A 21,638-nucleotide genomic window follows, 5' to 3' on the forward strand; every position below is an offset into this window, starting at 1 on the left:
CAATGGGTAAAGTATTCGGCTATCCTGAGTTTGATGTAAACGGGGAAAAGGTTTTAACAACATATGACAATGATTATAAAGAAATGCTGATGGACATCCGCGTCTTCCGCTTAAAAGCGGGAGATGTGAAGACCTTCTGCAAAGAAAAAGAGGAGACCGCGGTTCTTTTACTAAAAGGGGATGTCGTATTCTCATTTGATGAAACTTCCAAAGAAGTCACAAGAAAAGATGTATTTACAGAAGGACCTTGGGCAGTACATATCTGCACAGGAGCCAAAGTCATAGTGGAAGCAAAGGCAGACTCTGAAATCTTGGTACAGTCCACAATGAATGACCAGACATTTGAGAGTAAATTGTATGCGCCGGAAGATGCTCCTTGGGGATATTCCTGTGTAGGAAAGTTCGGAAATGTGGCTAAACGCCGTGTCAATACCATCTTTGACCATGACATTGCACCATACTCCAACATGGTATTAGGTGAAGTCTTAAATGACCGCGGAAACTGGTCAGGATATCTTCCTCACAGACATCCGCAGCCGGAAACTTATTACTTCCTGTTTGACCATCCGGAAGGATTTGGGGCAAGCTTTGTGGGAGACCAGGTATTTAAGAGTACAGACGGAAGCTTCTCAGCGATTCCAGGGGGAGAACTTCATCCTCAGGCAGTGGCTCCGGGATACCAAATGTATACTTGCTGGATGATCCGTCATCTGGAAGGGAACCCATGGCTTCAGACAGACAGAAATGAAGACGAACGCTACGTTTGGCTTCATGACGCAGAATTCTAAGATAGAAAATCAGAAGAAAGTATAGGAGGATAAGAACATGGCAAGAGAATTTATCGCGCCGGGCCAGATTTATACTGGTGAGGGTGCACTGGATATGGCAGAAGGAAAGTTAGGAGCTCTCGGCAAAAAAGCGCTGATCGTCACAGATAAGGTGATGGTTGATCTTGGAAATGCAGCAAAGGTAGAAACTGCTTTAAAAAACCAGAATATTGAATATGTGATCTACAGCGAGATCAACGGTGAGCCGACCGACACAATGATTGAAGGCGGACTGAATCTTTACAAAGAAGAAGGATGTGACTTTATTGTCGCTCTCGGAGGCGGCAGTCCAATTGACTCTATGAAAGCGATTGGTGCACTTGTAACCAGCGGCGGACAGATTTCAGATTATATGGGAAAAGTGATCACAGAGGAAACACCGACACTTGTTGCCATTCCCACCACAGCGGGGACAGGTTCTGAGGCAACTCAGTTTACCATCATCACAGATACAAAAAATGATATCAAGATGCTGCTCAAAGGCGCTGTTCTAATGCCGGATCTTGCCATCATCGATCCACAGTTTACAATGACTGCACCTCCTAAGATTACTGCGGCTACAGGACTTGACGCCCTGACTCATGCGGCAGAGGCTTATACATCAAAGCTGGCACAGCCATTATCCGATACATTTGCTCTTTCTGCTATTAAAAGGATCTTCAAATATCTTCCGGTTGCATTCAAAGACGGAAAGAATGTTGAAGCCAGAGAACAGATGTCAATAGCAGCACTGGAAGCAGGAATTGCATTTAACAATGCATCCGTGACCTTAGTCCACGGAATGAGCCGTCCAATCGGTGCTATGTTCCATGTGGCACATGGACTTTCCAATGCCATGCTGCTGAAGGAATGCTTTATCTATGCGCTGGACGGGGCTTATGACCGCTTTGGCGAGCTTGGCAAAGCGATCAATGTGGCGGCAGAGACTGACACAGACCAGGCAGCCAGTGAGAAATTCCTTCAGGCAGTTGTGGATATCTGCGATGAGCTTGAAACTCCTTCCTTAGAGGAATATGGAATCAATAAAGAAGAATTCTTCAGTGTGATCGACAAAATGGCCAACGATGCCATGGACAGCGGAAGCCCGTCCAACACAAGAAAAGCCATCACAGCAGAAGATGTCAAAGAAATTTACCGCAATCTGTGGTAATCACAATGTAGTAAGTACGTGCGTTTAACGTACTTAAATATAGATCAATGCAGATTTATGCCACTGAAACTCCTAAAAAAATAAAAACAATGAAACAAAAATACCCCGAGCCTGACCCTCCAATACCTGGCTCAAAAATGAATTGTTATTGTGTAATATCTGCATTACAAAAGTATGGACCTTTTTTCTCCTAGGTCCATACTTTTTTTATGTCATAGGAAATTCCTACGGAACCTCATATGACATAAAAACGCTCCGCGAGGATACACAGAATGCGTAAGGAAATCATTTGACTACGTCAAATCGCATTTGGCGCGCAAAGCGGACTTGTCCGCTTTGTTCTTTTATAGTCCGTTCTTGACAGTTTTGCTATTCTGTATTATTATATAGCGATAGTAAGTGTTACAAGATACTAGTTGTGTTCACAGAAAGGAAACTGCAGTTGGAAAACTTAACGGAAATGTTAAAAGGGGTGCTTGAAGGGTGTGTCCTTGAGATCATCAGCCTGAAGGAGACTTATGGCTATGAGATCACGCGCCAGCTCAACGCTCTTGGGTTCACAGACGTAGTGGAAGGTACGGTCTATACCATTTTAGTGCGGCTGGAAAAAAATAAATTGGTGAGCATAGAAAAGAAGCCCTCTACTATGGGACCGCCCAGAAAGTTTTACTCGTTAAATGACAGAGGGTATGAAGAACTTCAGCTGTTCTGGGCAAAGTGGGATTTTATTACATCAAAAATGAAACAGTTAAAGGAGAAAACATAATGAATGAATTTTTTAATAAATATTTTAATATCAAGAATATAATGGAAGAAAAACGTGCGTATAAACAGCAGATGGCCCGGATCGAAGCGCTGCCTGAAGACTACCAGTACACATTCAAAAAGATACAACAACATATGTGGTCGTTTGCTTCTGGGGATGGATATGATATGCTGGAGTTGCAGTATGGATTGATCGATTTGTTTGAAGATTGTGCGGCAGATGGTAAAAATGTTTTGGATGTGACAGGAGAAGATGTTGCAGGGTTTGTAGATGAGCTTTTGAAAGATGTGAAAACATACACGAATCGCTGGCGCGATAAGCTGAACCGTGACATTGCGAAAAAAGTAAAAAGATAGTCAAGACAGATGCAGAAGGTGCTGCAAAAAGGAGTGTTGGAATGAAGATCAATGGGTTTTTGTTATTGATCCCATTTTTGCTTATCAGATTCGGCTTTTTATCGATTTTGAGCAAAGGGGCGGTAAAACGGGCGGCGTACTTTCCGCCCATGAACGGAAGTGAAGTGCCGGCATATTGGATTTACCAGATTTCAAATGCAGCGATCTTTATCTATTTATGGTTTCTCACAGTAAAGATAGAAGGTACATGGCTGTTTGTTGCAGGTCTTGTGATCTATTTAGCAGGACTGGTACTGTGTGCGGTTTCAATGCTGGATTTCTCGGCTCCTTCAGAGACGGGATTAAATTATAAAGGTGTTTACCGTTTTTCGCGCAATCCTATGTATGTATCTTATTTTGTTTGTTTTTTAGGATGCGCTGTGCTGACGCGTTCCCTGATCTTATATGGTTTTGTCCTTATCTTTCAGATTACTTCCCACTGGATCATTCTATCAGAAGAGAGATGGTGCATTGAGAAATTTGGGGAAGTGTACAGGCAGTATATGAAAAAGGTAAGGCGCTATCTTTAAAGCTTACAACAAACAAAGCGGGCAAGCCATCTCATCTCCTAGCCGCTCGTTCTTTAAGGGGATTGAAGGAAAGCGGCAGCCGGTGACATGTAACACCAGCTGCCGCTGTTATATACAAAATTTACAGTTCCCCGGTCAGAAACTGGGCCTTTCCGAATCCAAAACTCCAGTCCGCATCCCCATTTTCCACGATGGAGACCAAGAGATCCTGGGGTTCGATCTGGCATCGGTCTTTTAACCTCTGGCCAAGCAGAGAATAGAGCAGCTCTTTTTTATCCTGAGTTCTCTGTTTGCTTGTGACCCGGATGACGATCTGGTTCTTTGTTCGTTCAAACCCAAGGCCTGTGTCTAACAGGATCATTTCTTCAGGATCATGCTGGTTCACAATCTGGTAGCGGTCCCGTTCTGGTATATCAAAAGCTTCTACGGCACACTGGTGGATCGTATCAAGGATGTTTCTCAGTCTTTCTTTATCATTTTGTTTTAACAGATCTACTTGAATTAATGGCATAACGAAATCCTCTCTTTCTATGATTGACATATAAAAATAATAATGGTAATATAACAGTATCAATTAATTAGCATACGAACTAATGGTATGCGAATTAATTTGTATGGGTATCATAGCACAGCAATTTTTAAGAGTCAACTTAAATTTTTTCTGGATAAAATAAAAACATGACGGTGAGGGGAGTGGATGAAGAATGAGAATTTTGGTTTATTTAAAAGAAATACCGCCGGAAGAAGAACGGGATCTGTACCAGGATACAGAGGGGATCAATGACAGTGATCAGAATGTCTTAATGGAGGCACTGAATCTGAGGGACAAGGAAGGCGGAACTGTGACGGTCATGGTCATCGGGCCGTCCACAGGAGAGAAGACAGCAAGGGAGGCGCTGACCTGGGGAGTTGACAGGTCAGTCCTGGTTTTAAAGGATGGAAAGGCTACAGGGGATATCCTGGAAAGTGCAAGAGTGCTAGCAAAAGCCATAGAAGCGGAAGGCACATTTGATGTAATTTTGTGCGGAAGACAGGCGATAGATGGAGATGCGGCCCATATGGCGGCTATGACGGCGTCCTTTTTAAATATCCCGCTTATTGCCTTCTCCAAAAAAATGGAGATCTCGGACGGAAAGCTGTACAACTGGTGTATGTCCAAAGATGGGACAGAACGGACAGAGTGTTGTATGCCAGCACTGGTCCTCTCAGTGAAGGAAGACAACAAACGAAGGCACCCCAATGTCTGTGATATTATGTCAGCTTATGCCGGGAGCACTGTGATCCCGGTTATAAAACCAGAGAGAAATACACCGGAGAAGATCATTAGACAGGTTGGGCAGTATACGCCCGGCAAAAAACACAAGAAGGGAATGATGCTGGCCGGAAAAGATGAACAGGAACTGGCGGGACAACTCCGGCAGATATTAACGAAGTTCACGGCAGCAAAATAGGAGTAGGCTGTATGGAAAGAGTATCAAAGATTTTGATTATTGGAGAAATACAAAATGGACAGCCAGCCCCGGTAACTCTGGAATTATTAGGGGAGGGAGAGAAGATAGCCTCTTCTCTGAACGCAAAGCTTTTACTGGCTGTAGCGGGCAGCGGTATTCAGGAGATCTTAAGTGAGCTTTTGCAGTATCCTGTAGACAGGATCATTGCAGTGGATCATCCCAGGATGGAATTGGATCAAACGGAGACCCACGCCAGAGTTTTGGAGGCCGTGATCCGGGAGCACGAGCCGGATATGATTCTGGGAGGAGCAACGTTGTCAGGAAAGGTGCTGCTGCCAATGCTGGCTGCGGTTCTTGGAACAGAAGTGGTGACAGACGCGGCTGACCTGGAGATTGACAAGGAAACAGGGAAACTTCTGATCAGCAAGCCGGCGTTTGACGGAAAAAGAATGTCTATAGTATCGATGCCAAAGGCCCACGTACAGATCGTTTCTGTAAAGCCCGGGATTTTTGAGAAGGCCTGCAGGACGGAAAGAAAAAGAGGCGGTATCACCATGGTGGCGGCTGACTGGCTGGAAGATATCAAAGAGCGGAAAAAGATGCTGGAGCTGATCACAGAAGACGGCAACAAGATATCTCTGGAAGATTCAAAGATCATCGCAGCCGGCGGACGGGGACTGAAAGGGCCTGAAGGATTTGAACTCCTTACACGGTTTGCAAGAGAAATCGGTGCCCAGGTGGGCTGCACAAGACCATGTGTGGATGCAGGATGGACCTCGCCGGAGCAGCAGATCGGCCAGACCGGATTCACAACCAAACCGGATCTCTATCTGGCTTTTGGGATTTCCGGTGCGATCCAGCATATGACCGGAGTCCGGGCAAAGACCGTGATCGCAGTCAATAACAATCCAAATGCGGCAATTTTTAATTATTGCGACTATGGGATCGTCGGGGATGCCCAAAAAATATTGAGAGAACTACTAAGAGAATAGAAAGAAGATCCGGTATTTCACGGATCTTCTATAGATAAGTTTATAGTCCAAAAGAAGCTAAAACGATAAAGATTCCGCAGGATATAAATGGTATGATAATCTGCGTAACCGCAATATCCCAGTAGGCTTCCTTATGGGTCATTTTACAAATGCCGAGCAGAGTGATCTGCGCTCCCTGGTGAGGAAGGGTATCCAATGTACCAGCGGCAATTGCGGAAATCCTATGTACATAAGGCAGAGGAATTCCCATCTTGATATAGGTAGACTTCAGTGCATTGAAGGCAACGCCCATCCCGCCGGAAGCGGAACCGCAGGCTCCTGCACAGACAGCCACAGTGATCATTACAAATACCAGAGGCGGCATGCTCATATCTTTGAGAGCAGCGACCAGATCTGTAAACCCCTGTGTTTTCTGCACAACGCCGCCGAATCCTACGACAATGGCAGTATTCAGGATAGCGACACCGGAATCAGATGCCCCTTTGTTAAAGACATTGATCCATTCGTTGATGCCTTTGACTCTCTTGAACATCAGAACTGTAGCCAGAGCCACGCCTGCAAATACGGATGTCTCTACCGGCAGCTTTACAATGTTAAAGAGTACCAGGATTACAATGATCGGAAGGATAGCGATGGCAACATGAGGAAGATCTTTGTTTTCATCAATTGCCGTCTCCTCTTCACTTAATTGATACTTTAAAGATTTGTCAATAAAGCGGTATCCCTTTTTTGTAAACTTTCTTGCGCGCATTTCCAGCCATACAAAGATCATTAAAAACATAGCAACCGTTGTGATCAGAGATGGAACAAATGCGGCAGTTGCCGGTGTACCAAGGTTATCCATAGCAATAACGTTCTGAATGGAAGGAGAACCAGGGCCGCTCATGGACCAGGTCCAGCATCCGGCAGAGATTGCAGCCGGGATAAGCCTTCTCGTAAGGTTCGCCTCTTTAAATAAGTTCAGAGCGATCGGATAGATAACAAAGAATACAACAAAGCCACTGACTCCTCCAAAGGTCAAAAGACCGGTGATGATCATGATGATCGGTGCCACGAACTTTCCGCGGCAGAGACCTGCGATGGCTCTGGCAATGGATTCTGCGGCTCCAGTATACTGGTAAACAGAACCAAACAGTGCGCCGACAAAGAAGACAAGGAAATACTTTGTCACGTAGTCGGACGCTGCAGGCATGAACGCATTTTTTAACGAGTCCAGAATTGGGAGTTTCGAGCAGATGACAACAAAGATCGTGACAAGCGGAGCCAGGATCAAAGCGCTCATCTGTTTAAATGCCAGAACTCCAAACAGGACAATCGCCAGGACTAAGACTAAGATTTGTAAATTCACAAAAACCCTCCTTTATTTGTGGATCGTTAATCGTGCTTCAGGCCCATCAGCTCATCTTTGAAGATTCTTTCATCCATGAACTTTGGCGTTCCTTCCATCTTTGGAGCAAATCCCATATGATCGATGATCTGTGTCTGGATATCGATACCAGGGGCAACCTCTGTCAGATAGACGCCGTCCTTTCTGAGTTCGAATACAGCACGTTCTGTGATATAGAGAACCGGCTGGCCGACTTTATTTGCGTATTCACCGCTGAAGGTGATCTGTTCTACGGTATCCAGGAATTTGTTTGATTTTCCTTCCTGGTCAATGATAAGTTTCCCGTCTTTTACGGATGTCTTCAGACCTCCTGCAGTAAAAGTTCCGCAGAAGTAGCAGCGTTTTGCGTTCTGGGTGATATTGACGAAACCGCCGCAGCCCGCAATCCTTGGACCGAACTTGCTTACGTTGATATTACCGTCTTTATCTGCCTGTGCGAGTCCTAAGAATGCATAGTCAACTCCGCCGCCGTCATAGAAATCAAACTGGTACGGCTGATCTAGGATACATTCAGCATTGACAGCGCCTCCGAATTTAGCTCCTCCCTGAGGTACACCGCCGATTGGTCCGGCCTCTACAGTCAGAGTCATGTAATCTCCAATGCCTTCTTCGTTGGCTACCATGGAGATGTACTCTGGAATACCAATGCCTAGATTTACAACCGTGTTTTCTGTCAGTTCCATGGCTGCTCTGCGTCCAATGATCTTCTTGGCGGAAAGAGGCGGGTACTCAAGACTGCTTAACGGAACCCGGAAGTCTCCGGTCATGGAACCATCATAATCACAGCCCACGCATTGTTCGTGATCCTTCATGTCTTCTACTTCCACAACGGCATCCACATAAATTCCAGGGATCTTGACTAATTTTGGATCTAAGGTGCCGTCTGAAACGACCTTTTCTACCTGTACAACGACCTTTCCGCCGCTGTTCTTTACGGCCTGAGCCATGGTTGTGACCTCTGTGGTGGCACATTCGTGAGACAGAGTTACGTTGCCGTGTTCATCTGCATATGTACCGCGGATAAATCCGATGTTGATCGGGAACGATTTGTACAATAATTTCTCTTCTCCCAGGATTTCAACTACATCGACGATATCTTCGGTTGTAATGTCATTTAATTTACCGCCCTCAATGCGTGGGTCAGCAAATGTATTTAATCCTACATGACTGATAACGCCGGGTTTGTGACCTGCGATGGCACGGTATAACTGTGCCAGTGTTCCCTGAGGCAGATTATAGCCTTCGATTTTATTGTCCAGAACCATCTGTCCCAGTGCAGGAACCATGTTCCAATGTCCGCCTATGACACGTTTTGTCATACCTTCATGGGCAAAATGATCCGCGCCGCTTCCGTCACGGTTTCCCTGGGCGGCAGCATAAAACAAAGTCAGGTTTTTGGGGGATCCGGTTTCTTTGAATCTTTTTTCCAAAGCTTTTGTGAGAGCTTCCGGCATTCCGCTGGCAACAAATCCGCTGGTTGTGATCGTTGTATGATCCTCCACCAGGGCAGCAGCCTGATCTGCTGTGATAATTTTAACTTTTCCCATAGTCTTTCTCCTTGATAAAATGGTGTTATGTAATTCCTAGAAATCTTTTAAATCAGCTTTACGTTTTTCAAGGAATGCTGTCATACCCTCTTTTTTGTCAGCAGTGGAGAATGCAAGTCCGAATAAGTCAGCTTCTAATGTAAGACCGCTGCTTAAGTCTGTGTCCATTCCTGTGTTGATCGCTTCTTTTGCAAGGGAAATTGCGTAGCTTCCTTTGGACATGATCTTTGCAGCCATCTTCTTACAGTAATCGATCAGCTCCGCCTGAGGCACTACTTTGTTTGCAAGACCAATTCTGTAAGCTTCTTCGGCATCGATCTGGTCACATGTAAAGATCAATTCCTTTGCGCGTCCTTTTCCTACTAAACGGGAGAGACGCTGTGTTCCGCCGAATCCCGGAAGAATTCCAAGTCCTGTTTCTGGCTGTGCGAATTTTGCGTTTTCCGCAGCTACACGGATATCACATGCCATGGAGATCTCGCATCCGCCTCCCAGAGCGTAACCGTTGACGGCAGCGATGGTTACCTGAGGCATTGTCTCTAACTTAAGAAATGCTTCTTTTGCCAAAAGACCCATCTGTCTTCCTTCTGCAGGAGTTGCATTGACCATTTCAGAGATATCAGCACCAGCTACAAAGGATTTTTCGCCTGATCCTGTGAGGATCACCACTCTGATGTCCTTGCGTCCTGAAATCTCTGTAAAGCACTGGTCTAACTCAGCTAAAGTTTCACTGTTTAAAGCGTTTAATGATTTTGGTCTGTTGATTGTTACAACTGCGACTTCGTTTTCTACTTCCATTAATAAATTGTTCATTACAAATCCTCCTAGAATAACATACAGATTACATTTGATAAGTTCTCGTTAGAAAATTAACATATTGGCGCACAAATATTTGGGATACAAAATATTATTTATGCTTATAATATGGACTATATTCGCCTGGTTGTCAATGGTTTATCAATATGTTTTATGTAAATTGTATATAAGTATAAAAAAATATAAAATTTTATTGACAGTATGCACAAAGAGTGATATATTTAGCTTACAAAATATTAGCGTGCAAATACATGGATATAAAATGATAATATTTATATCAAGTTTATAGTCTATTTTGGGTGAAAGGAGTAACTATCTATGAATTTTGAATTAACAGAGCAGCAGGCAGCCATTCAGGAAACAGCAAGGAACTTTGCTCAGACAGAACTGCAGCCAGGTGTGCTGGAGAGAGATGCAAACAGTGAGTTTCCGGTAGATCTTTATAAGAAGATGGGGGATATGGGCCTGATCGGTCTTCCATATCCGAAAGAAGTCGGAGGACAGGGAGCCGATTATCTTTCTTATGCACTGGCAGTGGAAGAGATCTCAAAAGTAGATGCCTCTGTGGGTATTTCCTATTCTGTTTCCACCTCTCTGTATGGCGGAAGCATTATGAACTCTGATGCTTCCGTTGAGAAAAAGAATGAATTTCTAGCACCGGTACTGTCCGGACAGCATTTCGGATCCTTTGGACTCACAGAGCCCAATGCCGGATCAGACGCAGGCGGATGTGTCACTGTGGCTGAAAAAGATGGGGACGAATACATATTAAATGGTATGAAGTGTTTTAACACCAACGGACCTTTGGCCGATTATACAGCGGTATATGCCCTGACAGAACCTGAGAAGAAAGCAAAGGGTCTTTCCTGCTTTGTAGTAAAAAAAGGAACTCCTGGATTTTCTGTAGGCAAGGTGGAGGATAAGATGGGAATCCGCTCTGCGCAGGTCTCTGAGATGATCCTGGAAAATGTCAGAGTACCTGCAGAGAATATGGTCGTTCCATCTGGGGACGGATTTAAGCTGGCCATGAAGACTTTGGATGGAGGACGCATCGGCGTTGCCGCGCAGGGGCTTGGTATCGCGGAGGGCGCATTTGAGATCGCAAAAGAATACTTAAAGAGCAGAGAACAGTTCGGCAAACCATTATATAAAAACCAGTATCTTGCATTTAAGATGGCGGAACTTGAAATGGAGATCGACGCTGCAAGATACATGCTTTACAAAGCGGCTACAGATAAACACGAGGGAAGATCTTACTCAATCCCGGCAGCAAAGGCAAAATACCTTTGTACAGAGGCCGCTATGCATGTGACAACAGAAGCAGTACAGATGTTAGGTGGAAATGGGTATATGAAGGGTTACCATGTAGAACGTATGATGAGAGATGCGAAGATCACTCAGATCTATGAGGGAACCAATGAAATCCAGAAGCTCGTTGTAAGCGGAGCTATCTTCAGATAGGCCTAATATAAACTCTGGATCTTTTGGGGATGTCATTTGTGGCATCCCTTTTGTGTTGCCAACGTTGTTCTAGGTCAGGCAATTATTTCTTTGTCTTCTTGACAGAAGTTTGGGTAACAGATATGATGAGATATATAGCATGCTAACAGTTTGTGGTGTCAGTATGCAGTTTTGTGTAGGAGGGATAAGGAACCGATGGAATTGAATCAATGTATCAACTATCTTTTGACTACAGCGCAGCATGCGGTGTTTCAGGAGATGAGTTCACAGCTTGCTAAGTATGACGTGACACCAGTTCAGTACGGCGTTATGTACTGTCTCTGGGTAAAGAAGAAAAACAGCCCGAAGGAGATTGCGGAGGAGCTGAAACTGGAGAACTCTACGATCTCAGGGGTTCTTGAGAGAATGGAAAAAAAGGGTCTGATCAAGCGAAAAGTCAGCAAGGAAGACCGGCGTTTTGTGGAGATCATTCTGACAGATAAGGGAAATGACTTGGAAGAACCGATTCTGGACACAGTGGAAGAGGTTAACAGGATTGTACTGAAGGATATGGGACATCAGGAACAGGAAGCTTTGAAGGCTTCACTGAGACATTTGGCTGGAATAAACGAATAGTTTAAAAGAGAAAATGCAGCGGAAAGAACTCTTTCCTGCTGCTATTTTTTTCATCGAATTATTTGGTTAGAAGGAAAAAAATAAATTTTTATATGAAATGAGGAAAATTTAATAATATGAGAATAAATCTTATGTTTACTGCAATTTATATATTGATACTAATATTCAGTTTATATTTCCAGACAAAATTATCTAAAGATGAAAGTGGAATAAAAAGACTGATCATACCAAGTTTAATTTTAATTTCTATACTATTAATATGGATCATGAATGATTTTGATGTTATGAATGCTTTACCTGTTTCTATTATATTATTTATGATTTGTATTATAAATTTATCAGTAGCTTTATTTATTAATGAAACATAATAAAAGTAATTTTATAAAGAAATTTGCACGTGACTTTCTTTTGACACTCTGTTTTGTTAAAATAGCAGAGAATAGATTTCAGACTGTGTTGTTTATCATAAAGGAGGCAGGTCATGTCAGATCAAATCAACGGACAACTGTTCCGTTTTATAGAAAAAAGTCCGTGCAGCTATTTTGCTGCAGCTCAGATAGGAAGAGAGCTGGTGGAGAACGGGTTCCTGGAACTGAAGGAGAAGGAGGAATGGAGGATCCAGGAGGGAGGAAAGTATTTTACCCAGAGAAACGGATCTTCCGTTATCGCGTTTTGTGTGCCGGAGAAAGAGTTCAAAGGGTTTCACATCACCGCGTCCCATACGGATTCTCCTTCATTTAAGATAAAGGAACACACGGAGATCCAGGTAGAAAAGCACTATACGAAGCTGAATACGGAAAAATACGGGGGAATGTTGATGGATTCCTGGCTGGATCGTCCTCTGTCTGTTGCAGGAAAGCTTGTTGTGAGGGAAGGGGATGATCTGAAAGAAATGCTGGTCCAGATTGACAGGGACCTTCTTATGATCCCGAGACTGGCGATTCATATGAAAAGGGGAGCAGAGGATGAGGCCTTAAATGCCCAGATACAGATGCTTCCGCTGTTTGGGGATGAAAATGCCGGGAACACATTTCTATCTGAGGCCGCTTCTGCGGCTGGCGTGGAAGCGCAGGATATTCTGGGAATGGATTTATATTTATATAACCGGATGCCGGGCACCATATGGGGAGCCAAAGGAGAATATCTGTCAGCGCCAAGGCTTGATGACCTGCAGTGTGTTTTCGCATCCCTGCAGGCCTTTGTCAACAGCGAGGGTAGTGAGTATATGAATGTGTACTGCGCGTTTGACAATGAAGAGGTGGGAAGCGGAACAAAACAGGGAGCGGGGTCTACTTTCCTTATGGATGTACTGTTCCGCGTCAATGAAGCGTTGGGGAGGACTTCACAGCAGTACCGCATGGCAGTCGCGGACAGCTTTATGATCTCTGCGGACAACGCTCATGCCGTTCACCCGAATCTGCCTGCAAAAGCAGACCTTACTAACCGGCCGTATATGAACGGGGGGATCGTCATCAAGTACAGCGCCAATCAAAAATATACAACAGATGCATATTCTGGAGCAGTGATGAAGCATCTCTGTGAAAGGGCAGAGGTACCGTATCAGACATTCCATAACCGTTCGGATCTGCCGGGAGGATCCACCCTTGGAAATATCCTGACCGGTCAGGTGTCATTAAAGGCCGTAGATATCGGTCTTGCACAGCTTGCCATGCATTCTTCGTATGAGACTGCAGGGACAAAAGATACGGAATATATGATCAGAGTTTTACAGGAGTTTTACCGCAGTTAAGGGAGGTTGGTTCAGTGAAACAGCATAACAAGATCCAGATGTCTGAGGCCTTTCAGCTGGGAGCGGTCCTGGCGGTTATCGGCGGTTTTCTGGATGCGTACAGTTATCTTCTGAGGGGAGGCGTATTTGCCAATGCACAGACCGGAAATATTGTGCTGCTTGGCATCAGTCTGCAAAAAGGAAAGTGGCAGGGGGCAGTCCACTATGCCATACCTATCCTTGCCTTTGCCGCAGGGGTTATTGTCGTGGAGATCATTAAAAAGTATTTTAAACAATACCCAAAGATCCATTGGAGACAGATCATTGTTATGATGGAAGCTGTGTTGATCTGCCTGGTAGCACTGATTCCTTCGGGGGACTTGGATATGATGGCCAATGTGATCATTTCCTTCGTCTGCGCCATGCAGGTGGAGACCTTTAGGAAGGTCCACGGAAATGCCTATGCCACCACCATGTGTACGGGGAATTTGAGAAGCGGCATGGAAATCCTGTTTAAATACAGCCAGACGAAGGACCGTGAGCTGAGAAACAAGAGCCTGAAATATTTTGGGATCATTTTGTTCTTTATCATAGGGGCGGCACTGGGTACGGCGGCGGGGCGTATTCTTTCCCACAATGCGATTCTGATCTGTTCCGCGCTGCTGCTGGTAGTATTTTTTATGATGTTCATGGAAACAAAAAAAATTAAATGAGAATCTGTTGAATATCCAACAGATTAAAAAGATCCACTCTTGTATACTCAAGGAGACACAACAGAAATCAGTATCAGGAGGATAGATCAATGGATCATAAAATGTTTTGTTTTCAATGTGAGCAGACGGCAGGATGCAGCGGCTGTACAGGCGCTGCCGGAGTCTGCGGGAAGGATGCCCAGACATCAGAGCTTCAGGATCAGCTGACGGGAGCTCTGATCGGCCTGGCGCGCTCGTCTGAAGGAAACCAGAGAACAGAAAGTACAGACAGAGCTATGCTGTCAGGTCTTTTTACAACTGTGACCAATGTGAATTTTGACCCGGAGACCATAAAGGAACAGATCGGGCTTGTGCACAGAGAAAGAGAAGCGCTGGTTCCTCTGTGCAGCGGATGTGCATCGTCCTGCGGCAGAAACGATGACTATGATATGGCAGACCTATGGGAGGAACAGGAAGATATCCGTTCCTTAAAATCCCTGATCTTATTTGGATTAAGGGGGATGGCGGCCTACGCCTATCACGCTATGGTGCTCGGCTATTCAGACCCGGAAGTAAATCGATTTTTCTATGAAGGAATGGCATCGATCGGATATGACCTGCCCCAGGATAAGCTGCTGGCCATGGCCCTGAAGCTGGGGGAAGTGAACTTGAGGTGCATGGAGCTTCTGGATCAGGCAAACACGGAAACCTTCGGCCACCCAAGCCCGGAAACCGTTTCTTTTAAAGTGGAAAAGGGACCGTTCATCGTCATCACAGGCCATGATCTTTATGATCTGAAGCTGCTGCTTGAGCAGACAAAGGATCAAGGGATTCATATTTATACTCACGGGGAAATGCTGCCGGCCCACGCTTACCCGGAACTGAAAAAGTACTCTCACCTGAAAGGGAATTTTGGCACTGCTTGGCAGAACCAGCAGAAGGAATTTGACAGTATCCCGGCACCAGTTCTGTTTACCACCAACTGTCTGATGCCTGTGAAGCCTTCTTATGCGGACCGGGTATTTACCACAGAGGTTGTCTCTTATCCGGGTATGGTCCACATCGGGGAGGACAAAGATTTTACTCCGGTGATAAAGAAGGCATTAGAGCTGGGAGGATACAGCGAGGACAGAGAATTTACCGGCATCAACGGCGGAAACAGTACAGTGACAGGCTTCGGGCATAACGCTGTATTGTCCGCGGCAGACACCGTTGTGAACGCAGTGAAGGACGGGGATATCAGCCACTTCTTTTTGGTAGGAGGATGTGACGGGGCACATAAGGAGAGAAGCTATTACACAGATTTCGTGAAGCAGGCTCCAAAAGACAGTGTGATCCTTACATTAGCCTGCGGGAAATACCGCTTTCATGATATGGATCTGGGACAGATCAGGGGACTGCCCAGGATTATGGATATGGGCCAGTGCAATGACGCCTACAGTGCGATCCGCACAGCTCAGGCGCTGGCAGAGGCGTTTTCCTGCGGCATCAACGATCTGCCTCTGACTCTGGTCTTATCATGGTATGAGCAAAAGGCTGTATGTATCCTGTTGACCCTCCTGCATCTGGGAATGAAGGATATTTATCTCGGGCCAAAGCTGCCTGCATTCCTGTCCGAAGGCGTGTTGGATATCCTTGTAAAGGAATACCGGATACACCCGGTTACTGATCCGGAAAGCGATCTGAATGAAATCCTCCATTAAGATATGGAGCAGAAAATAGAATCATACATGAAACAGAAGGAAGAACCTTAACACAGGAGCTTCCTTCTGTTTTTTTACCAACATTTAACATGATGTTCAAATGAATTCAAACTTTCGGTGCTAGACTAAGCCTTGTTCAAAGAGATTGAGTCGATGAAGAAAGGAATGGAAGTATATGCTGAAGTTACAAAATATAAAAAAGTCTTATGACGGCACCACTGTGCTGGACGGAATATCACTGGAGATCCCGGATGGAGAGATTGTATCAATTTTAGGGCCTTCTGGCTGTGGAAAGACTACGCTTCTGAATATGATCCTGGGGATCACAGAACCGGACAGCGGAAGTATTGAGTTTAATGGAGAGGATATCACAGACTCTCCGATGGAGAAAAGAGGATTTAATATCGTGTTCCAGGATTATGCTCTGTTTCCGAATCTGAATGTATACCAGAACATTACATATGGGCTGAAAAACAAGCCGGATATTTCTTCCGGGGAGGAAGTGGAGGAATTGATCGGCCTGCTCGGCTTGAAGGAGCATCTTCCAAAGAAGATCGAACAACTCTCAGGAGGGCAGAAGCAGAGAGTTGCCCTGGCAAGAACTCTGGTTATGAAACCGAAGATTCTTCTTCTGGATGAGCCGTTGAGTGCCTTGGACGGAGTGATCAAGGAATCCATCAAATATAAGATCAAGACCATAGCAAAAGAATTCCATCTCACAACAGTGATCGTGACCCATGATCCCGAGGAGGCGCTGACGCTTTCAGACCGGGTGCTGATCGTAAACGAGGGACGGATTTCCCAGTACAGTGAACCGGAGCAGATCGTCAACGCTCCTCAGAATGATTTTGTGAAAAACTTCATTTTAAACCAGCTGGAGATCAAAAAGAACAATATCTTTACCCTGTTTAAGAATCAGCTGAATCTTCAGCCTGGAAAGGAAAGCCTTGTGTCGTAAGGCGGTAAATCGAAGATGAAACATAGAAAAGAAAAAGAGATTAAAATAATATTTGCCGGAATCCTGGCCATTTTCCTGTCATTTTTGGCAATCCCCATGATTCAGCTTCTTTTGAAGTCCGTCACAACAGAACAGGGTGCTCTGACTCTGCAGAATTTTAAGTCCGTCTTCACAGGAAAAGACTTCTTTGGAATTCTGAGGAACAGTTTCGGCGTGGCAGGGCTTAGTGCTGTGCTAACCACACTGCTGGCATTTTTTCTGGCTTATACGATCCACTATACCAATATACCGAAACAGATCAAACGGTTCATCAAGACAGCGGCCGTTCTTCCCATGTTTCTTCCCACCATCACCTACGGGTTTGCCATCATTTATTCTTTTGGAAAGCAAGGGCTGCTGACCCGCCTGTTCGGACATCAGCTGTTCAATATTTATGGTTTGAACGGGCTGTTGATCGGCTACGTGGTTTATACGCTCCCTATTTCATTTATGCTCATCAACAATACTATGGGATATATCGATAAGAAATATATGGTCGTCTCAAGGGTCATGGGGGACAGCGCGTTTGCCAATTTTAAAATGACTGTTCTTCGCCCGCTTTTGGGCACGCTGGCGGCATCTGTGATCCAATCGTTCTTTTTAAGCTTTACGGATTTTGGTATCCCGGCGGCAGTGGGAGGAAAGTTCCAGACGGTTGCGGCGCTGCTGTACAGTGAGATGCTCGGGAGCATCCCAAATTTCCAGAATGGGGCAGTGGTGGCCGTTGTCATGCTGGTTCCGTCTGTGATCAGTATCACTGTTTTAAAGATCTTGGAAAAATATCAGATCAGATACAACAAAATTTCAAATATAGAATTAAAGAAAAACAAAGCCAGGGACGTCCTGTGCGGGGGAGCCGGTATCCTGCTGACGATCGGTGTCCTGTCTATATTCGCGGTTATCTTTGTGATCCCTTTTGTGGAGGAATGGCCATACCGGCTGAGCTTTACTTTGGATAATTTCAAAAGTGTTTTTGAGGATCCGAACCTTTCCAATGTCTATACGAATTCATTATTTGTGGCAGCGGCAACGGCTGCACTGGGTACCCTGGCCGCTTATGGAAGCGCTCTCGTGACAGCGAGGAGCAAAATAAGCGCCAAAGCAAAAGACGTGATCGAGGGCATTGCGTTGGTGACAAACACGATCCCTGGAATGGTGCTAGGCCTTGCATTTTTGTTTCTGTTTACGGGAACCAGCCTTCAGAATACATTTTTGCTGATTATCGTCTGCAACGTGATCCACTTTTTTTCCACACCGTACTTGATGATGAAAAGTTCCCTGGGAAAAATGAATGCGTCATGGGAAACCACAGCGATGCTCATGGGAGACAGCTGGGCCAAGACGATCCTAAGGATCGTGACACCCAATGCACTGGGCACGATCATCGAGGTGTTCAGCTATTATTTCATTAACGCAATGGTAACAATCAGCGCTGTGATCTTTATCGTAGGGGCCAGGACAATGGTGATCACAACAAAGATCAAAGAGTTGCAGTATTATAACAAATTTAATGAAGTGTTTGTGCTTTCTCTTCTGATCCTCGCTACCAATATCATAGGAAAATTTATTTTTACAAAACTTGCGGGGATGACAGAAAGAGGCACAATAAAACAGTTCTTTAAATTACATATTAGAAAAAATAAGGAGAGAAGTTTATGAGAAAGACATGGTTAAAAAGGGCGTCCGTGATGTGTATGGCTGCTATGCTGGCAGCGACGGGAGTTTTTGCCTCAGGATGTTCCAGTAAAAAACAGGAGGATCAGGTTGTGATCTATTCCAACGCAGATGATGAGGCAGTGGAAGCAATGAAGAAAGCCCTGGATGGAAATGGATACGAAGGAAAGTACATTCTTCAGACCTTCGGCACCTCCGAACTCGGAGGGAAGCTGGTGGCGGAAGGAGGGAAGATCGAGGCTGATATGGTGACTATGAGTACCTTTTATATTGAAAGTGCCCAGGATAAGAATAAGATGTTTGCCGATCTTACATTTGACCGGAATCTTCAAAAAGAAGATGACTTCCAGAAGTATGAATCACCGATCACCGCACAGGAGGGAACCTTGATTTTGAATACAGAAGTCATGAAGGAGAAAAAGCTCCCGAAACCTGCTTCCATTAAGGATCTTGCAAAACCTGTGTATAAAGGTTATATCTCTGTGACGGATGTGAAAGCCTCATCCACCGCATGGCTTTTAATTCAGGGGCTGGTCTCTGAGTACGGAGAAAAAGAGGCAAAATCAATTCTCCACGACATTTACAAGAACGCGGGAGACCATATTGAAGATTCAGGGTCTGCTCCGATCAAAAAGGTACGTGCAGGAGAAGTGGCTATCGGATTTGGGCTTAGGCAGCAGGCTGTAGCAGACAAAAAGGACGGGCTTCCAATCGACTATGTGGATCCGAAAGAAGGAAATTTCTCTCTGACCGAGTGTGTGGCAGTTGTAGATAAAAAAGACAGCGACAAGAAAAAACTGGCTCAGGAAATGGCGGAATGCATCATCAAAAAAGGAAGAGCTGACTTGATCAAGACTTATCCAATCCCGATCTACAACGGCGAGAAAGAATCCAGCGAAAATAAATCAGGAAATCCAAAAGTATTTAATGAAAAACTTACCTTGGATCTACTTAAAAAACATCAGGAATTATCAGAAAGTGCAAAATAAGAGGAAGGTACAAGATGAACCAGTATAAGTTATTAACTCCCGGACCGCTGACGACAACAGATACCGTAAAAAAAGAAATGCTGTTTGACCACTGTACATGGGATGACGATTACAAAAATATTACACAGAAGATCAGAAAACAGTTGCTTTCCCTGGCTCATGTCTCTGAGGATGGATATACTGCCGTCCTCATGCAGGGCAGCGGGACCTTTGGTGTGGAAGCTGTTATCACCAGTGTGGTTGATGAGAACGGTAAGCTTCTGATCGTTGCCAACGGTGCTTATGGGGAGCGGATGGAGAGCATCGCGATCCATGCCAATATTTCATATAAGATCTACAGGGAAGATTACCGGAAGGTGCCTTCTGCGGCAGTGGTTGAAAGGATGCTGAGAGAGGATCCAAAAATCACTCATGTGGCCATGGTACACAGCGAGACAACCTCAGGGATTCTCAACGATATCGCCTCAGTGGCTTCTGTGGTGAAAAGACACGAAAAGACATTGATCGTGGATGCTATGAGCAGTTTCGGAGGCGTGGATATCCAGGTTGGAAAGCTTAACATCGACTTTCTCATCAGCAGCGCAAATAAATGCATCCAAGGTGTGCCTGGCTTTTCTTTTATCATTGCCAACAAAAAGAAATTGATCAACAGCAAGGGGAAGGCCAGAAGCCTATCCCTGGATTTGTATGAACAATGGGAGACTATGGACCGGGACGGAAAGTGGAGATTTACCTCACCTACCCATACGGTGCTGGCATTTGCCAAAGCATTGGAGGAGCTTGAGGCGGAGGGTGGAATCGGGAAACGGTCAGAGCGTTACAGGGAAAACAACCGTATCCTGATCGAGCGGTTCCGAGCTATGGGAATGAAACCGTACATTGACAGCAGGAACCAAGGACCTTTTATCACAACATTTTATTATCCAGAAGATGCTGACTTTACGTTCAGTGAGATGTATCATTATATCAAAGAGCGGGGATATGCGATTTACCCTGGAAAGGTAACAGAAGCTGAGACTTTCAGGATCGGTACGATTGGAGAAATCTATCCAGACGATATTGAGAAACTTTCTCAGATCATGGAGCAATTTTTAAAGGAGAGAAAAGGATGAACAGACGTATAGAAGCAGTGATATTTGACTGGGCAGGGACGACGGTGGACTATGGGTGCTTTGCTCCGGTGCAGGCTTTTGTGGAGGTATTCAGGCATTTTGGTATTGAGCCAACGATGGATGAGGTAAGGGAACCTATGGGGATGCTGAAGATCGACCATATCCGCACTATGCTTTCCATGCCCAGGATTCATGATCTGTGGGTCAAAGAGCACAAAACGGAGCCTTCTGAGGAACACGTAAGACAGATGTATGATCTCTTTGAGTCTAAACTGATGGGAATCTTGGAACAGTTTACAAAGGTCAAGCCATATGTGCTGGAGACGGTGGAGATGCTCAGGGAAAAGGAGATCAAGATTGGTTCCACTACAGGTTATACCGATGAAATGATGGAGGTAGTAGTAAAAGGAGCCAGGGAACAGGGGTATGAGCCAGACGCATGGTTCTCACCGGATTCAACAGGAGGGATCGGGCGGCCGTATCCATATATGATATTTAAAAATCTGGAAGCCTTAAAGATCTCATCTGTGAAAAATGTAGTTAAGATCGGTGATACTGTTTCTGATATAAAAGAGGCGAGGCATGCAGGTGTCATTTCTGTTGGAATTGTGGAAGGAAGCTCAGAGATGGGACTGACGGAAGAAGAATATACAGACATGACAGACTCGCAGAGGGAGAACGCCTGCAGGAAAGTGAAGGAAACATTCAAAAATGCCGGCGCCCACTACGTGATACAAAATATGTCGGGATTAGAGGAGCTGTTGAAAAAACTGACCCAATAAAGGCTTTTATGTTTTCCTAAGGA

At 44.9% G+C, this 21,638-nt stretch carries 21 protein-coding genes; 17 read left to right on the forward strand and 4 right to left on the reverse strand.

Annotated elements, in window-relative coordinates:
• The first annotated feature begins 2 nt into the window (after nucleotides 1-2).
• The 5 genes from AR1Y2_RS05565 to AR1Y2_RS05585 all read left to right on the forward strand — a co-directional run bounded on the left by AR1Y2_RS05565 (nucleotide 3) and on the right by AR1Y2_RS05585 (nucleotide 3,668).
• Nucleotides 3-788: a 5-deoxy-glucuronate isomerase gene (locus AR1Y2_RS05565; RefSeq protein WP_137328085.1), complete on the forward strand. Its 786-nt coding sequence runs from the start codon at nucleotides 3-5 to the stop codon at nucleotides 786-788.
• A gap of 37 nt (nucleotides 789-825) precedes the next feature.
• Nucleotides 826-1,977, forward strand: coding sequence for an iron-containing alcohol dehydrogenase (locus AR1Y2_RS05570; protein WP_137328086.1), 1,152 nt, complete (start codon nucleotides 826-828; stop codon nucleotides 1,975-1,977).
• Between the two features lie 442 nt (nucleotides 1,978-2,419).
• On the forward strand, nucleotides 2,420-2,743 hold the full coding sequence (locus tag AR1Y2_RS05575) for a PadR family transcriptional regulator (RefSeq protein ID WP_137328087.1): 324 nt from the start codon (nucleotides 2,420-2,422) through the stop codon (nucleotides 2,741-2,743).
• Nucleotides 2,743-3,099, forward strand: a complete 357-nt coding sequence (locus AR1Y2_RS05580) for a DUF1048 domain-containing protein (RefSeq protein ID WP_137328088.1) — start codon at nucleotides 2,743-2,745, stop codon at nucleotides 3,097-3,099. The genes AR1Y2_RS05575 and AR1Y2_RS05580 overlap by 1 nt, the downstream gene beginning before the upstream one ends.
• Before the next feature lie 41 nt (nucleotides 3,100-3,140).
• Entirely contained in the window at nucleotides 3,141-3,668 is a 528-nt protein-coding gene (locus tag AR1Y2_RS05585; RefSeq protein ID WP_137328089.1) for a methyltransferase family protein, read from the forward strand.
• A 121-nt stretch (nucleotides 3,669-3,789) separates the two neighbouring features.
• Here the strand turns inward: AR1Y2_RS05585 and AR1Y2_RS05590 are convergent, their stop codons facing one another.
• Nucleotides 3,790-4,179, reverse strand: coding sequence for a tautomerase family protein (locus tag AR1Y2_RS05590; RefSeq protein WP_137328090.1), 390 nt, complete (start codon nucleotides 4,177-4,179; stop codon nucleotides 3,790-3,792).
• A 193-nt stretch (nucleotides 4,180-4,372) separates the two neighbouring features.
• Between AR1Y2_RS05590 and AR1Y2_RS05595 the strand changes: the two genes are divergently transcribed.
• Both AR1Y2_RS05595 and AR1Y2_RS05600 read left to right on the forward strand, forming a co-directional pair.
• Entirely contained in the window at nucleotides 4,373-5,119 is a 747-nt protein-coding gene (locus AR1Y2_RS05595; RefSeq protein WP_137328091.1) for an adenine nucleotide alpha hydrolase family protein, read from the forward strand.
• Between the two features lie 11 nt (nucleotides 5,120-5,130).
• Nucleotides 5,131-6,111 carry an electron transfer flavoprotein subunit alpha/FixB family protein gene (locus AR1Y2_RS05600; protein ID WP_137328092.1) on the forward strand — a complete coding sequence of 327 codons (981 nt, stop codon included), beginning with the start codon at nucleotides 5,131-5,133 and terminating at the stop codon, nucleotides 6,109-6,111.
• A 40-nt stretch (nucleotides 6,112-6,151) separates the two neighbouring features.
• Here AR1Y2_RS05600 and AR1Y2_RS05605 read toward each other — a convergent pair whose 3' ends face one another.
• From AR1Y2_RS05605 to AR1Y2_RS05615, 3 genes are read right to left on the reverse strand one after another with little or no spacing between them, the layout of a single operon-like run.
• Nucleotides 6,152-7,459 (reverse strand): GntP family permease, encoded by a 1,308-nt coding sequence (locus AR1Y2_RS05605; RefSeq protein ID WP_137328093.1) that lies wholly within the window; start codon nucleotides 7,457-7,459, stop codon nucleotides 6,152-6,154.
• Between the two features lie 26 nt (nucleotides 7,460-7,485).
• Nucleotides 7,486-9,045, reverse strand: a complete 1,560-nt coding sequence (locus AR1Y2_RS05610) for an acyl CoA:acetate/3-ketoacid CoA transferase (RefSeq protein ID WP_137328094.1) — start codon at nucleotides 9,043-9,045, stop codon at nucleotides 7,486-7,488.
• A 36-nt stretch (nucleotides 9,046-9,081) separates the two neighbouring features.
• Nucleotides 9,082-9,858 carry an enoyl-CoA hydratase-related protein gene (locus AR1Y2_RS05615; RefSeq protein WP_137328095.1) on the reverse strand — a complete coding sequence of 259 codons (777 nt, stop codon included), beginning with the start codon at nucleotides 9,856-9,858 and terminating at the stop codon, nucleotides 9,082-9,084.
• Nucleotides 9,859-10,179: 321 nt separating this feature from the next.
• On the opposite strand from AR1Y2_RS05615, the gene AR1Y2_RS05620 reads away from it, so the two are divergent.
• The 10 genes from AR1Y2_RS05620 (at nucleotide 10,180) to phnX (ending at nucleotide 21,615) form a co-directional block, all read left to right on the forward strand.
• On the forward strand, nucleotides 10,180-11,322 hold the full coding sequence (locus tag AR1Y2_RS05620) for an acyl-CoA dehydrogenase family protein (protein ID WP_137328096.1): 1,143 nt from the start codon (nucleotides 10,180-10,182) through the stop codon (nucleotides 11,320-11,322).
• A gap of 195 nt (nucleotides 11,323-11,517) precedes the next feature.
• Complete coding sequence (locus tag AR1Y2_RS05625) at nucleotides 11,518-11,937, forward strand: MarR family winged helix-turn-helix transcriptional regulator (RefSeq protein ID WP_137328097.1); 420 nt, start codon at nucleotides 11,518-11,520, stop codon at nucleotides 11,935-11,937.
• A gap of 481 nt (nucleotides 11,938-12,418) precedes the next feature.
• Nucleotides 12,419-13,687, forward strand: a complete 1,269-nt coding sequence (locus AR1Y2_RS05630; RefSeq protein ID WP_137328098.1) for a M18 family aminopeptidase — start codon at nucleotides 12,419-12,421, stop codon at nucleotides 13,685-13,687.
• Nucleotides 13,688-13,701: 14 nt separating this feature from the next.
• Entirely contained in the window at nucleotides 13,702-14,379 is a 678-nt protein-coding gene (locus tag AR1Y2_RS05635) for a YoaK family protein (RefSeq protein ID WP_137328099.1), read from the forward strand.
• Between the two features lie 89 nt (nucleotides 14,380-14,468).
• Nucleotides 14,469-16,061: a hydroxylamine reductase gene (hcp, locus tag AR1Y2_RS05640; protein WP_243118868.1), complete on the forward strand. Its 1,593-nt coding sequence runs from the start codon at nucleotides 14,469-14,471 to the stop codon at nucleotides 16,059-16,061.
• A 175-nt stretch (nucleotides 16,062-16,236) separates the two neighbouring features.
• Nucleotides 16,237-17,019, forward strand: a complete 783-nt coding sequence (locus AR1Y2_RS05645; RefSeq protein WP_137328100.1) for an ABC transporter ATP-binding protein — start codon at nucleotides 16,237-16,239, stop codon at nucleotides 17,017-17,019.
• Nucleotides 17,020-17,034: 15 nt separating this feature from the next.
• Nucleotides 17,035-18,717: an ABC transporter permease subunit gene (locus AR1Y2_RS05650; protein WP_137328101.1), complete on the forward strand. Its 1,683-nt coding sequence runs from the start codon at nucleotides 17,035-17,037 to the stop codon at nucleotides 18,715-18,717.
• The gene (locus tag AR1Y2_RS05655; protein ID WP_137328102.1) at nucleotides 18,714-19,721 is read left to right on the forward strand and encodes an extracellular solute-binding protein; all 1,008 of its coding nucleotides are present in this window, start codon (nucleotides 18,714-18,716) and stop codon (nucleotides 19,719-19,721) included. Before AR1Y2_RS05650 ends, AR1Y2_RS05655 begins: the two co-directional genes overlap by 4 nt.
• 14 nt (nucleotides 19,722-19,735) lie before the next feature.
• Nucleotides 19,736-20,833, forward strand: a complete 1,098-nt coding sequence (gene phnW, locus AR1Y2_RS05660; RefSeq protein WP_137328103.1) for a 2-aminoethylphosphonate--pyruvate transaminase — start codon at nucleotides 19,736-19,738, stop codon at nucleotides 20,831-20,833.
• Entirely contained in the window at nucleotides 20,830-21,615 is a 786-nt protein-coding gene (gene phnX, locus AR1Y2_RS05665) for a phosphonoacetaldehyde hydrolase (protein WP_137328104.1), read from the forward strand. Before phnW ends, phnX begins: the two co-directional genes overlap by 4 nt.
• Nucleotides 21,616-21,638 lie beyond the last annotated feature (23 nt).

Source organism: Anaerostipes rhamnosivorans, assembly GCF_005280655.1.
In the GTDB taxonomy this organism is placed as follows: Bacteria; Bacillota; Clostridia; order Lachnospirales; family Lachnospiraceae; genus Anaerostipes; species Anaerostipes rhamnosivorans.

Excerpts from the sequence above, each read along its gene's own strand:
- AR1Y2_RS05630 (WP_137328098.1), top strand. The coding sequence starts at position 12,419 with ATGTCAGATCAAATCAACGGACAACTGTTCCGTTTTATAGAAAAAAGT.
- AR1Y2_RS05645 (WP_137328100.1), top strand. The coding sequence starts at position 16,237 with ATGCTGAAGTTACAAAATATAAAAAAGTCTTATGACGGCACCACTGTG.
- AR1Y2_RS05655 (WP_137328102.1), top strand. The coding sequence starts at position 18,714 with ATGAGAAAGACATGGTTAAAAAGGGCGTCCGTGATGTGTATGGCTGCT.
- AR1Y2_RS05580 (WP_137328088.1), top strand. The coding sequence starts at position 2,743 with ATGAATGAATTTTTTAATAAATATTTTAATATCAAGAATATAATGGAA.
- AR1Y2_RS05595 (WP_137328091.1), top strand. The coding sequence starts at position 4,373 with ATGAGAATTTTGGTTTATTTAAAAGAAATACCGCCGGAAGAAGAACGG.
- AR1Y2_RS05600 (WP_137328092.1), top strand. The coding sequence starts at position 5,131 with ATGGAAAGAGTATCAAAGATTTTGATTATTGGAGAAATACAAAATGGA.
- AR1Y2_RS05570 (WP_137328086.1), top strand. The coding sequence starts at position 826 with ATGGCAAGAGAATTTATCGCGCCGGGCCAGATTTATACTGGTGAGGGT.
- phnW (WP_137328103.1), top strand. The coding sequence starts at position 19,736 with ATGAACCAGTATAAGTTATTAACTCCCGGACCGCTGACGACAACAGAT.
- AR1Y2_RS05590 (WP_137328090.1), bottom strand. The coding sequence starts at position 4,179 with ATGCCATTAATTCAAGTAGATCTGTTAAAACAAAATGATAAAGAAAGA.
- AR1Y2_RS05565 (WP_137328085.1), top strand. The coding sequence starts at position 3 with ATGGGTAAAGTATTCGGCTATCCTGAGTTTGATGTAAACGGGGAAAAG.
- AR1Y2_RS05585 (WP_137328089.1), top strand. The coding sequence starts at position 3,141 with ATGAAGATCAATGGGTTTTTGTTATTGATCCCATTTTTGCTTATCAGA.
- AR1Y2_RS05615 (WP_137328095.1), bottom strand. The coding sequence starts at position 9,858 with ATGAACAATTTATTAATGGAAGTAGAAAACGAAGTCGCAGTTGTAACA.
- phnX (WP_137328104.1), top strand. The coding sequence starts at position 20,830 with ATGAACAGACGTATAGAAGCAGTGATATTTGACTGGGCAGGGACGACG.
- AR1Y2_RS05610 (WP_137328094.1), bottom strand. The coding sequence starts at position 9,045 with ATGGGAAAAGTTAAAATTATCACAGCAGATCAGGCTGCTGCCCTGGTG.
- AR1Y2_RS05650 (WP_137328101.1), top strand. The coding sequence starts at position 17,035 with ATGAAACATAGAAAAGAAAAAGAGATTAAAATAATATTTGCCGGAATC.
- AR1Y2_RS05620 (WP_137328096.1), top strand. The coding sequence starts at position 10,180 with ATGAATTTTGAATTAACAGAGCAGCAGGCAGCCATTCAGGAAACAGCA.
- hcp (WP_243118868.1), top strand. The coding sequence starts at position 14,469 with ATGGATCATAAAATGTTTTGTTTTCAATGTGAGCAGACGGCAGGATGC.
- AR1Y2_RS05625 (WP_137328097.1), top strand. The coding sequence starts at position 11,518 with ATGGAATTGAATCAATGTATCAACTATCTTTTGACTACAGCGCAGCAT.